Genomic DNA, 12,502 nt, shown 5'->3' on the forward strand with positions numbered 1-12,502 from the left:
CTCACCCGAGGGAATCAGCCCCGCAGCGCGGGGGCAAGCGGACATCGACAGGGTTGGAGCCCATTCTGCAACAGGCTCTGGGGGCCGCTTTTTTTATCGCGTGCCGGTTCTTTGACTGTCGGCAGTGTCAGATGATGCCCCTGATTCTCAGATCATTCAGAGTCTGACTGAAAAAGAAGGTGGTTGATTTCAATCGGTTGTGATTCCGTTGGCTTGTGAAGCTCAATGTAGATCACGATGGCTTGGACTGAAACCACCCGCTGGCACTATCGGCGCGAGGGCTTGCGCTACGCAAGCGATCTTACCGACGCGGAGTGGGCGTTGGTCGCCCCGTTGTTGCCGGCGGCGCCGAGGCGGGGGCGGCCGAGAAAGACCAACCCGCGCTCGGTGGTGGAGGCGATCCTGTACATGGCCTCGACCGGCTGCCAATGGCGTGCGATCCCCAAGGACTTTCCGCCCTACTCGACGGTGCAGGGCTACTTCTACGCCTGGTCGCACACGGGCTTGCTGGCGCAGATCAACCACATGCTGGTCATGGCCCTGCGCGAGATGGTCGGGCGCGAGGCCCGCCCCACGGCGGGGGTCATCGACAGCCAGTCGGTGAAAACCACCGAAAGCGGCGGGCCGCGCGGCTTCGACGCCGGCAAGAAGATCAAAGGCCGCAAGCGCCATATCCTCACCGACACCGAGGGCCATCTGGTCGGCGTGCTCACCCCGCCGACATCCAGGACCGTGACGGCGCGCCCGACCTGCTGGCGTCGATCCGTTCGCTCTATCCGTGGCTGCGCCACATCTTCGCTGACGGCGGCTATGCCGGCGACAAGCTGCGCGACGCCATGGCCGCGCTGGGCCACTGGACCTTCGAGATCATCAAGCGCTCCGACACCGCCAAGGGCTTCGAGCTTCTGCCCCGCCGCTGGGTGGTCGAACGAACCTTCGCCTGGCTCGGGCGATGCCGCCGCCTCGCCAAGGACTTCGAGGTCAGCATCTTGCGGCCGCGCCGCGATCAGGTCGCGATCGATGTTATTGGTCGATGAGAGGGTTCATCTTCGCGAACGCCCGCAGATCGTCGACATCGGCAATGGTGACCGTGTTGCCCGCGACATCCACCCCATAGGCCCTGAGGGTCGCGAAGCCGCGCGAGAGGTTTTCCGGCGTCATGCCAAGGATCGAGGCCAGCGTCTTCTTGTCGTAAGGCAGCATGAAGCTGCCGGCGGCCGCGTTCTGATCGTGAAGACGCAACAGCCGGTTGGCCAGCCGCTCGATCCCCGGGCGCAGCTTCAGGTTCTTGTATTCCTTGATCATCACCCGGAAATCGAGCGCCAGTTCGCGCACGATGGCGCGCGCGAAGGCGCCATCCTTCTCGAAGATCGCCCGGATATTCTCGGACGGGATCATCAGGATGCGAGAGGCTTCCGTGGTCCGGCCCGACATCAGATACACCGCGTCGCGGATCACCGCCGCCAGAATGAACGAACTCACCGGCACCACCATTCCCAGGGTCGTCTCGCGCCCGGCATGGCGGCTGAACAGCTCGACGCAGCCCTCGATCACCACATACAGGAAATCAGCCGGTTCTCCCTCAAGAATCAAATCAACCTGACGGGGAAATTTCTGAAGATAAGCGGCATTCATCAGCTCGGCGAAGCTGGCTTCGTCCATGCTGCGGAACAGGGGCAAGTCCCGGATGCCAGGCAGGTCATTTGGGCGCATGTGGCTTTCCTTGATATTTATCAAGGCTGAATTTGATGAACATATACCCTCTGCCTCTGCGAATGTAAATCACCATGATAGATATAGTCATTCTCCATAGCGCGAACATCATCCCAAGCTTTGTTTCGACTCTCTCTCCGCAATTTTTGATCTGGATCAACATCTACGGCGCGTCATCAAAATAACGTCTGGTCACCCCCAAATGCGAACCCTCCGTCAGGCTCGCCAAGGCAGGTGGATAATCATGCAGGCTCAGACCAGCGCCGCAACCCCGCAAGCCGGCAAGATACTCGGTATGAGTACTTTTGCCTTCACCATCTCTTTTGCCGTCTGGACAATCTTTTCGATCATCGGCATCCGCATCCAGCAGGATCTGGGGTTGAGCGATACCCAGTTCGGCCTTCTCGTCGGCACGCCGATCCTGACCGGCTCTCTGGTCCGGATCGTGCTGGGGGTCTGGGCCGACCAGTATGGCGGGCGCCCGGTTTTCGCGCTGACCATGCTGGCGGCGGCGGCCGCGACCGCGCTGCTGGCCTTTGCCGAAACCTACACCATGATGCTGGTCGCGGCGCTGGGCGTGGGGCTTGCCGGCGGCACATTCGCGGTCGGCGTGGCCTATGTGTCGAAATGGTATCCGCGTGAACGCCAGGGCACGGCGCTGGGCATCTTCGGCGCCGGCAATGTCGGTGCCGCGGTCACCAAGCTGCTGGCACCGCTGATCATGGTCGCCTTCGGCTGGACCATGGTCGCCCTGATCTGGGCGGCGGTTCTGGCGGTGACGGCGGTCATCTTCTGGCTGGTCACCTCCGACGATCCGCAGACCATCGCCCGGCGCGCCAGCGGCACCCGCCCGCGCAGCGCCTTCCTGGAGCTTGAGCCTCTGAAGCGTCTGCAGGTGTGGCGGTTCGCGCTCTATTACTTCTTCGTCTTCGGCGCCTTCGTGTCGCTGGCGCTGTGGCTGCCGCATTATCTGGTCGGCGTCTATGGCCTCGACATCAAGACCGCCGGCCTGCTTGCCGCGTTCTATTCGGTGCCGGCCAGCATCTTCCGTGCGTATGGCGGACATCTGTCTGACCGCAAGGGCGCGCGGACGATCATGTACTGGACCTTCGGCGTCTCGGCGATCGCCACCTTCATGCTGTCCTACCCCGCGACCGATTATGTCATCCATGGCATCCGCGGGCCGATCAGCTTCACGACCAGCATGGGCCTTGTGCCGTTCGTGATCCTGATCTTCGTCCTGGGCTTCTTCATGTCGCTGGGCAAGGCCGCGGTCTACAAGCATATCCCGGTCTATTATCCCGATCATGTCGGCGCCGTCGGCGGCCTGGTCGGGTTGATCGGCGGGCTTGGCGGCTTCGTCCTGCCGCTGATCTTCGGGGTCATGCTCGACCTGACCGGCATCTGGACAAGCTGCTTCATGCTGCTGTTCGCGATCGTGTCGGTGGCCTTCATCTGGATGCATCTGTCGATCCGGCAGATGGAACGCCAGCACCTGTCGACCGAACTCGACGCCCTGCCCGATCTGCCCGAGATGCGGGAAATCCATGGGCCGGCACAGACCGCCGCCATGAGCCGGGTGATCGAGGACTGGCGCCCCGAGGATCCGGGCTTCTGGCAGAGCACCGGCCGGCGCATCGCCCGGCGCAATCTGTGGATCTCGATCCCCTGCCTGCTGCTTGCCTTCTCGGTCTGGATGGTGTGGAGCATGGTGATCGCCAAGCTGCCGGCGATCGGGTTCACCTACACCACCGACCAGTTGTTCTGGCTGGCCGCCCTTCCCGGCCTGTCGGGCGCCACGCTGCGCATCTTCTATTCCTTCATGGTGCCGATCTTCGGCGGCCGGCTGTGGACCACCCTGACCACCGCATCCCTGCTGATCCCCGCCTTCGGCATCGGCTATGCGGTCCAGAACCCCGACACGCCTTATGTCATCTTCCTGGTGCTGGCACTGCTCTGCGGCCTGGGCGGCGGCAACTTCGCCTCGTCGATGGCAAATATCAGCTTCTTCTTCCCCAAGGCCGAAAAGGGCAACGCCCTGGCCCTGAACGCGGGCCTCGGCAATCTGGGCGTCAGCGTCATGCAGTTCCTGGTGCCGCTGGTCATCACCATGAGCGTGTTCGGCGCGATGGGCGGCAGCGGGCGGGCCACGAGCGCCGGCGACCTGCTGTGGGTGCAGAATGCCGGCTTCATCTGGGTGCCGTTCCTGATCGTCGCCACCATCGCCGCCTGGTTCGGCATGAACGACATCGCGTCTGCCCGCGCGTCGTTCAAGGAGCAGGCGGTGATCTTCAGCCGCGGCCACAACTGGATCATGTGCTGGCTGTATACCGGCACCTTCGGATCGTTCATCGGCTATGCCGCCGCCTTCCCGCTGCTGGCCAAGACCCAGTTCCCTGAGGTCGACTCGCTGCAATTCGTGTTCCTGGGGCCGCTGGTCGGCGCCCTGTCGCGAGCCGGCACCGGCTGGATTTCCGACCGCTTCGGCGGCGGGCGCGTCACCTTCTGGACCTTCCTGCTGATGATCGCCGGCGTGCTGGGCGTGCTCTACTTCCTGGGCATCAAGGATCAGCCCGGCGCGTTCTGGGGCTTCTTCGCCATGTTCATGGTGCTGTTCCTGGCCACGGGCATCGGCAACGCCTCCACCTTCCAGATGATCCCGGTGATCATGCGCACCGTCGTCGACCGGACCAGCCCGGGCATGGCGCCGCCGGAACGGCTCCGCCAGGCGGAGCGCGAATCCGCCGCGATCATCGGCTTCACCTCGGCCCTCGCCGCCTATGGCGCCTTCTTCATCCCCAAGGCCTATGGCAGCTCGATCGCCGCCACCGGCGGCCCGGAAGCGGCCCTGATCGGCTTCCTTGTCTTCTATGTCACCTGTGTCGCCGTCACCTGGTTCTTCTACACCCGCAAAAACGCGTCGGTGCCGTGCTGACCCGTCCGACATCACGAAAGGATACGGAGAGATGAGCCATCTTCTCGACCGCCTGAACTTCCTGGCCGTGAAGACCGCCGGCACCTTCTCGGACGGTCACGGCGTCACCACCACCGAAAGCCGCTCGTGGGAAGACGCCTATCGCAAGCGCTGGCAGCACGACAAGATCGTCCGCTCCACCCATGGCGTGAACTGCACCGGATCGTGCTCGTGGAAGATCTATGTCAAGGGCGGGATCGTCACCTGGGAAACCCAGCAGACCGACTATCCGCGCACCCGGCCGGACCTGCCCAATCACGAGCCGCGCGGCTGCGCCCGTGGCGCCAGCTATAGCTGGTACATGTATTCCGCCAACCGGGTGAAGCATCCGCTGATCCGCTCGCGGCTGCTGAAGCTGTGGCGGGCGGCCCGGGCGACGCTGGCGCCGGTCGCGGCCTGGGCCTCGATCGTCGAGGCGCCCGAGAAGCGGGCGGCTTATACGAAGATGCGCGGCCTGGGCGGCTTCGTGCGCGCCGACTGGGCCGAGGTCAACGAGATCATCGCCGCCGCCAACGCCTATACCGTCAAGACCCACGGCCCCGACCGCGTGGTCGGGTTCTCGCCGATCCCGGCCATGTCGATGGTGTCCTATGCCGCCGGCTCGCGCTATCTGTCGCTGATGGGCGGGGTGTGCCTGTCATTCTATGACTGGTATTGCGACCTGCCGCCGGCATCGCCCATGACCTGGGGCGAGCAGACCGACGTGCCGGAATCGGCCGACTGGTACAATGCCGGCTTCCTGATCCTGTGGGGATCGAACGTTCCCCAGACCCGTACCCCCGACGCCCATTTCTATACCGAGGCCCGCTACAAGGGCGCCAAATCGGTGGTGGTGTCGCCGGATTATTCCGAGGCCGCCAAGTTCTCGGATCTGTGGCTGCACCCCAAACAGGGCACCGACGCGGCGCTGGCCATGGCGCTGGGCCATGTGGTGCTGCGCGAATTCCATCTCGACCGCCAGACACCCTATTTCGAGGACTACTGCCGCCGCTATACCGATATGCCGATGCTGGTGCGGCTGGTCGAGAAGAACGGCCATCTGGTGCCCGAGCGGCTGCTGCGGGCCGCCGATTTCGACGGCGCGCTGGGCGAGGCCGACAATCCCGACTGGAAGACCGTGGCCGTCGACCGCCGGACCGGCCGGATCGTGGCCCCGCGCGGATCGGCCGGTTTCCGCTGGGGCGAGCAGGGCCACTGGAACCTTGAGCCCAAGGACGGCCAGGGCCGCGACGTCGATCTGGCGATGACCTTCATCGACCCCGCCGATCACGACGCGGTGGCCGAGGTCGGCTTCCCCTATTTCGGCAACCGCAAACACGATCATTTCGAAGGCACCGACCATGCCGACGTGCTGGTGCGGCGCGTGCCGGCAAAGCGGGTGACGCTGGCCGGCGGCGAGGCGCTGGTCGCCACGGTCTTCGACCTGATGGCCGCCAATTACGGCCTGGATCGCGGCCTGGGTGGCGGCAATGTCGCCCGCGATTACGACCGGAACGAGCCTTATACCCCGGCCTGGGCCGAGAAGATCACCGGCGTGCCGCAGGGCCACATCATCACCGTGGCCCGCGAATTCGCCCGCAATGCCGAAAAGACCGAAGGCCGGTCGATGGTGATCCTGGGTGCCGGGCTGAACCACTGGTACCACATGGACATGAATTACCGGGGGATCATCAATCTCCTGATCATGTGCGGCTGCATCGGCAAGTCCGGTGGCGGCTGGAGCCATTATGTCGGCCAGGAAAAGCTGCGGCCGCAGACCGGCTGGCTGCCGCTGGCCTTCGGGCTGGACTGGAGCCGCCCGCCCCGGCAGATGAACGGCACCTCGTTCTTCTATGCCCATACCGACCAGTGGCGTTATGAAACCCTGGACGTGCGCGACATCCTGTCGCCGACGGCACCCGATGGCGACTGGTCGGGCACGCTGATCGATTACAACATCCGCGCCGAGCGGATGGGCTGGCTGCCATCGGCGCCGCAATTGCAGAGCAATCCGCTTGGCGTTGCCGCCGATGCCGCCCGCGCCGGCAAGGCGGTGCCCGATTACGTCGCCGACGGCCTGTCGTCGGGCACGCTGCGCATGGCCTGCGAGGATCCGGACGATCCGGCCAACTGGCCGCGCAACATGTTCATCTGGCGGTCGAACCTGCTCGGATCGTCGGGCAAGGGCCATGAATATTTCCTGAAGCACCTGCTCGGCACCTCGCACGGGGTTCTGGGCCGCGATCTGGGCGCGGAAGGCCGGCTGAACAGCATGGAGGCCGCCTGGCATGACGAGGCGCCGCGCGGCAAGCTCGACCTGCTGGTGACGCTGGACTTCCGGATGTCGACCACCTGCGTCTATTCCGACATCGTGCTGCCCACCGCCACCTGGTACGAGAAGAACGACCTCAACACCTCGGACATGCACCCCTTCATCCACCCGCTGTCGAGCGCCGCCGATCCGGCCTGGGAGGCGCGCAGCGACTGGGAGATCTTCAAAGGGCTGGCGCGGTCGTTTTCCGACATCGCCCCGGAAGTGCTGGGGGTGGAAACCGATGTGGTGCTGGTGCCGATCCTGCACGACACGCCCGGCGAAATGGCCCAGCCCTATGACGTCCACGACTGGAAGCGCGATGGCACCAGACCTGTGCCCGGGCGGACGATGGCATCGGTGGCGGTGGTCGAACGCGACTATCCGGCCCTCTACGACCGCTTCACCGCCCTTGGCCCCCTGCTCGACAAACTGGGCAATGGCGGCAAGGGGATCACCTGGAACACCGGCCATGAGGTCGAGGCCCTGGGCCGGCTGAACGGTGTGGTCGCGGCCGGCCACAGCACCACCGGCCGGCCCCGCATCGACAGCGACATCGATGCGACCGAGGTCATCCTGATGCTGGCGCCCGAGACCAATGGCGAGGTCGCGGTCAAGGCATGGGACGCCTTGTCGAAGGCCACCGGCCGCGAGCATGCCCATCTGGCGCGCGCCAAGGAAGACGAGAAGATCCGCTTCCGCGACATCGTCGCCCAGCCGCGCAAGATCATCTCGTCGCCGACCTGGTCGGGGATCGAGTCGGAAACCGTCTGCTATAATGCCGGCTATACCAATGTCCACGAGTTGATCCCCTGGCGGACGCTGACCGGTCGTCAGCAGTTGTATCAGGATCATCTGTGGATGCGGGCCTTCGGCGAGGGGTTCTGCGTCTATCGCCCCCCGATCGACACCCGGTCGGTGGCGCCGGTGATCCATGCCAAGGACGACGGCAACCCGCAGGTGGTGCTGAACTTCATCACCCCGCACCAGAAATGGGGCATCCATTCCACCTATTCCGACAATCTGATGATGCTGACGCTCAATCGCGGCGGGCCGGTGGTCTGGATGTCGGAAGTGGATGCCGCCCGCGGCCAGATTGTCGATAACGACTGGGTGGAAGTCTACAACACCAACGGCGCCCTGGTGGCGCGGGCGGTCGTGTCCCAGCGGATGAAGCAGGGCACGCTCTACATGTATCACGCCCAGGAAAAGATCGTGAATACGCCGGGATCGAAGATCACCGGGCAGCGCGGTGGCATCCACAACTCCGTCACCCGCGCGATTACCAAGCCGACACACATGATCGGCGGCTACGTGCAGCAATCTTACGGCTTCAACTATTACGGCACGGTCGGCTCCAACCGGGATGAGTTCGTCATCGTCCGGCGGATGGACAAGGTCGAGTGGCTGGATGGGCCGTATCGTGAGGAGGCGGCGGAATGAAGATCCGAGCACAGGTCGGCATGGTCCTTAATCTGGACAAATGCATCGGCTGTCACACCTGTTCTGTGACCTGCAAGAACGTGTGGACGAACCGCGAGGGCGTGGAATACGCCTGGTTCAACAATGTCGAGACCAAGCCGGGCATCGGCTACCCGAAGGACTGGGAGAACCAGAAGCGCTGGAATGGTGGCTGGACCCGCGGCACCGATGGCCGTATCCGGCCCCGCATGGGCGCCAAATGGCGCATCCTGGCCAAGATCTTCGCCAATCCGGACCTGCCCGAGATCGACGATTATTACGAGCCGTTCGATTTCGATTACGGTCACCTGCAAAGCGCCGGCGAGGTCCAGACGCCGCCGACCGCGCGGCCGCGCTCGTTGATCACCGGCCAGCGGATGGAGAAGATCGAATGGGGGCCGAACTGGGAGGAAATCCTGGGCGGCGAATTCTCGAAGCGCTCGGCCGACTATAATTTCGCCGAGGTCGAGAAGGAGATCTACGGCGCCTTCGAGAACACCTTCATGATGTATCTGCCCCGGCTCTGCGAGCACTGCCTGAACCCGACCTGCGTCGCGGCCTGCCCATCCGGCGCCATCTACAAGCGCGAAGACGACGGCATCGTTCTGATCGATCAGGAGAAATGCCGTGGCTGGCGGATGTGCGTCTCGGGCTGCCCGTACAAGAAGATCTATTACAACTGGTCTTCGGGGAAATCCGAGAAGTGCATCTTCTGCTATCCGCGCATCGAGGCCGGCCAGCCGACCGTCTGCTCTGAAACCTGCGTCGGGCGCATCCGCTATCTGGGCGTGCTGCTCTATGATGCCGACCGGATCGCCGAGGCCGCATCGACCGAGGACGAACAGGATCTCTACGAGGCGCAGCTCCGGGTGTTCCTGGACCCGAACGACCCCGAGGTGATCGCCCAGGCGCGGCTCGACGGCGTGCCCGAGGCCTGGCTGGATGCCGCCCGCAAATCGCCGGTCTGGAAGATGGCGATGGAATGGAAGATCGCCTTCCCGCTGCACCCTGAATACCGGACGCTGCCGATGGTCTGGTATGTGCCGCCCCTGTCGCCGATCCAGTCCGCCGCCGATGCCAGCAAGATCGGACTGGATGGCGGCATGCCCGACGTCCGCTCGCTGCGGATTCCGGTGCGCTACCTCGCCAATCTGCTGACCGCCGGCAAGGAAGAGCCCGTGGTGACGGCGCTTGAACGGATGCTGGCGATGCGCGGCTATATGCGCGCCAAGACCATCGACGGCGTGATCGACGAGGCGCTGGCCGCCCGCGTCGGCCTCAGCGGTCCGATCATCGAGGAGATGTACCGGATCATGGCGATCGCGAATTACGAGGACCGCTTCGTCATTCCGACCAGCCATCGCGAGATCGGCGAGGACGCCTATGACGTCCGTGGTTCCTGCGGGTTCTCGTTCGGCAATGGCTGTTCCGGGGGCACGTCGACCGTCGACCTGTTCGGCGCGAAACGCACCCGGACGGTGCAGACACCAACCGATGTGTTCTGAGCCCGGGGAGGTCATCGCCATGTCACGTCTGATCAGGATCGTGTCGCTGCTGCTGTCCTATCCGACGGCGGAGCTTCAGGCGGCAGCGCCGGACCTGCGCGCCGCCATTGCCGCCGAACCAACCCTGGCGCCCGATCTGGCCGGCAACCTTGCCCGGCTGGTCGACCATATCGCCGGCCAGGATCTTTACGACGCGCAGGAAGCCTATGTCCTGCTGTTCGATCGCACCCGGGTGCTGTCGTTGCATCTGTTCGAGCATGTCCACGGCGAAAGCCGCGATCGCGGGCAGGCCATGGTCGATCTGAAGGACATGTACGAAGCCGCCGGCTTTGTCATCGCCGCCCGCGAACTGCCCGACCACCTGCCGCTGTTTCTGGAATATCTGTCGACCCGCGCGCCCGACGAGGCCGCCGGCCTGCTGGACCAGATCGCCCATATCACCCAGGCCCTGCATGCCCGGCTTGTGGCGCGGGACAATCCCTATGCCGCCGCCCTGGCGGTTCTGGTGGCGCTGGCGGCCGCGTCGCCTGCCCATACGGCCCCCGATCCGGCGGTGGTCGCCGGATTGATGGCCATGCCCGATGACGACCCGACCGATCTTGAGGCCCTGGACCGGATCTGGGAGGAAGAGGCGGTGATGTTCGGCGCCGCCGGCGCCGGCACCGACAGTTGCGGCCCCGACCGGCTGCGGCGCCAGCTTCGCGCCGCCGCCCGCCCCGCCCCCGCCACTCATGCCCCCGCCCCCGCCACGCCCGCCTCGGCCGCCGCCACGACCCACGCCCCAACGATGCCATCGAGGGAGACCGTGTGATGGCCAGCTATCTGAACACCGCCCTGTTCGGGGTGTATCCCTATATCGCGCTGGTGGTGATGGTGCTTGGCAGCGTGCTGCGCTATGACCGCGATCCCTATACCTGGCGGTCGGGATCGAGCCAGCTTCTGCGCCGGCGGCAGTTGATCTGGGGATCGGTGCTGTTCCATATCGGCGTGCTGGTCATTCTGGGCGGCCATCTGGTCGGGCTGCTGACCCCCATCGGGATCTTCGACGCACTGGGCATCAGCCATGGCGCCAAGCAGCTTCTGGCGATCGTGGCCGGCGGCATCGCCGGGGTGATGGCGATCATCGGCGCCAGCCTGCTGATCCACCGCCGGTTCCTCGACCCGCGTATCCGCCGCACCTCCGGCCCCACCGATCTGCTGATCATCTGCATGCTGTGGCTGCAACTGGCGCTGGGTCTGCTGACGATTCCGCTGTCGCTGGGCCATCTGGATGGCCACGAGATGGTGAAGTTCATGAACTGGGCGCAGGGCATCTTCACCCTGGATGGCCGGGCCGCCGGCTATATCAGCGACGTCCACATCATCTTCAAGCTGCATCTGATGCTGGGCATGACCATCCTTCTGCTGTTCCCCTTCACCCGGCTGGTGCACATGCTCAGCGCGCCGATCCGCTATCTGTGGCGGCCGGGCTTTCAGGTGGTGCGCACCCGCAGGCCCGCATCCGCCACCCCCACCCGCCGCATGCCGGCCGAATAAGGAGGACGATCCGATGGCGACGATCTTTCGTGACGGCCGCTTCCCCAAGACCATGCCCACCGACAGCCCGAGCGCGGTGCCCGGCCACCGCCATGTCCATCCCCGCGCCCAGGCGGCACAGGCCGCCGCCGCCGCCCGCGCGGCCGCAACCCAGCCATCCGCCGCAACCCAGGCACCAGCCGAACCCCAGATGCCCGACCTGCCGGACATCTCGGTCGATGGCGTGGTGATCGGCGAGGCCGAGATCCGGGCCGAGATGCACAATCATCCGGCCCCGGATGCCCGGCGCGCCTATGCCGAGGCCGCCCGCGCGCTGGTGATCCGCGAATTGCTGCTGAGCGCCGCCCGCCGCCGCGACCTGCAGGCCGAGCCCGAAATCGATGCGGCCGGCAAGCGCGAGGTCGACGACGACGCGCTGCTGCGCGCGCTGCTCGATGCCGAGGTGACCACACCCACGGCCGACGCGGTGGCCTGCCGGCGGTATTACGACCGCAACCCCGGCAAATTCACCAGCGGCACAATCTATGAGGCGCGCCACATTCTGCTGGCGGCACCGGAAAGCGACGCCACGGCGCGCAAGACCGCCGAAGACACCGCCCGGCGGCTGATCGCGGTGCTGCAAGACGATCCCTCGGCCTTCGCGGCGCTGGCCGAGGCTCATTCCGCCTGCCCGTCACGCGCCCAGGGCGGCAATCTGGGGCAGGTGACCGCAGGCTCCACGGTGCCCGAATTCGAACGCGCCCTGGCGGGGCTGGGTGCCGGGCAGATGGTGGCCGAACCCGTCGGCTCCCGCTTCGGCGTCCACGTCATCGCCCTCGACCGGGTCATTGCCGGCGAAACCCTGCCTTTCGAGCTGGTCGAAGCCCGCATCGCCGCCTGGCTGGAGGCGTCGAGCTGGAGCCGCGGCGTGGCACAGTTCATCGGTGTTCTGGCCGGCGCCGCCGATATTCGCGGCATCACCCTGGATGCCGCCGACGGCCCGCTGGTGCAATAGCGCCGCCGATCGCGGCACCGCCCCCCCCC

Annotated in this window: 7 protein-coding genes and 1 pseudogene; 7 read left to right on the top strand and 1 reads right to left on the bottom strand. The window is 65.3% G+C overall.

Features of this window, described 5'->3' with window-relative positions; all coding sequences use genetic code 11:
- Positions 1-237 precede the first annotated feature (237 nt).
- Positions 238-1,037: pseudogene (locus IEW15_RS08710) on the top strand (IS5 family transposase).
- On the opposite strand, the gene IEW15_RS08715 reads toward IEW15_RS08710, so the two are convergent.
- On the bottom strand, positions 1,024-1,713 hold the full coding sequence (locus IEW15_RS08715) for a cyclic nucleotide-binding domain-containing protein (protein WP_188576887.1): 690 nt from the start codon (positions 1,711-1,713) through the stop codon (positions 1,024-1,026). The pseudogene IEW15_RS08710 and the gene IEW15_RS08715 sit on opposite strands and share 14 nt — an antisense overlap.
- 244 nt (positions 1,714-1,957) lie before the next feature.
- Between IEW15_RS08715 and IEW15_RS08720 the strand changes: the two genes are divergently transcribed.
- From IEW15_RS08720 to IEW15_RS08745, 6 genes are read left to right on the top strand one after another with little or no spacing between them, the layout of a single operon-like run.
- On the top strand, positions 1,958-4,648 hold the full coding sequence (locus tag IEW15_RS08720) for a nitrate/nitrite transporter (RefSeq protein ID WP_188576889.1): 2,691 nt from the start codon (positions 1,958-1,960) through the stop codon (positions 4,646-4,648).
- 31 nt (positions 4,649-4,679) lie between these two features.
- On the top strand, positions 4,680-8,420 hold the full coding sequence (locus IEW15_RS08725) for a nitrate reductase subunit alpha (RefSeq protein WP_188576891.1): 3,741 nt from the start codon (positions 4,680-4,682) through the stop codon (positions 8,418-8,420).
- Positions 8,417-9,943 (top strand): nitrate reductase subunit beta, encoded by a 1,527-nt coding sequence (narH, locus tag IEW15_RS08730; RefSeq protein ID WP_188576893.1) that lies wholly within the window; start codon positions 8,417-8,419, stop codon positions 9,941-9,943. The genes IEW15_RS08725 and narH overlap by 4 nt, the downstream gene beginning before the upstream one ends.
- 19 nt (positions 9,944-9,962) lie before the next feature.
- Entirely contained in the window at positions 9,963-10,754 is a 792-nt protein-coding gene (gene narJ, locus IEW15_RS08735) for a nitrate reductase molybdenum cofactor assembly chaperone (RefSeq protein WP_188576895.1), read from the top strand.
- Positions 10,754-11,479, top strand: coding sequence for a respiratory nitrate reductase subunit gamma (gene narI / locus IEW15_RS08740; protein WP_188576897.1), 726 nt, complete (start codon positions 10,754-10,756; stop codon positions 11,477-11,479). The genes narJ and narI overlap by 1 nt, the downstream gene beginning before the upstream one ends.
- 13 nt (positions 11,480-11,492) lie before the next feature.
- The gene (locus tag IEW15_RS08745) at positions 11,493-12,473 is read left to right on the top strand and encodes a peptidylprolyl isomerase (RefSeq protein ID WP_229707944.1); all 981 of its coding nucleotides are present in this window, start codon (positions 11,493-11,495) and stop codon (positions 12,471-12,473) included.
- Positions 12,474-12,502: the final 29 nt, after the last annotated feature.

It is taken from the genome of Tistrella bauzanensis (assembly GCF_014636235.1).
Lineage (GTDB): Bacteria > Pseudomonadota > Alphaproteobacteria > Tistrellales > Tistrellaceae > Tistrella > Tistrella bauzanensis.

Coding starts and splice junctions, on each gene's coding strand:
- narI (WP_188576897.1), top strand. CDS start 10,754: ATGGCCAGCTATCTGAACACCGCCCTGTTCGGGGTGTATCCCTATATC.
- IEW15_RS08725 (WP_188576891.1), top strand. CDS start 4,680: ATGAGCCATCTTCTCGACCGCCTGAACTTCCTGGCCGTGAAGACCGCC.
- IEW15_RS08720 (WP_188576889.1), top strand. CDS start 1,958: ATGCAGGCTCAGACCAGCGCCGCAACCCCGCAAGCCGGCAAGATACTC.
- narH (WP_188576893.1), top strand. CDS start 8,417: ATGAAGATCCGAGCACAGGTCGGCATGGTCCTTAATCTGGACAAATGC.
- narJ (WP_188576895.1), top strand. CDS start 9,963: ATGTCACGTCTGATCAGGATCGTGTCGCTGCTGCTGTCCTATCCGACG.
- IEW15_RS08745 (WP_229707944.1), top strand. CDS start 11,493: ATGGCGACGATCTTTCGTGACGGCCGCTTCCCCAAGACCATGCCCACC.
- IEW15_RS08715 (WP_188576887.1), bottom strand. CDS start 1,713: ATGCGCCCAAATGACCTGCCTGGCATCCGGGACTTGCCCCTGTTCCGC.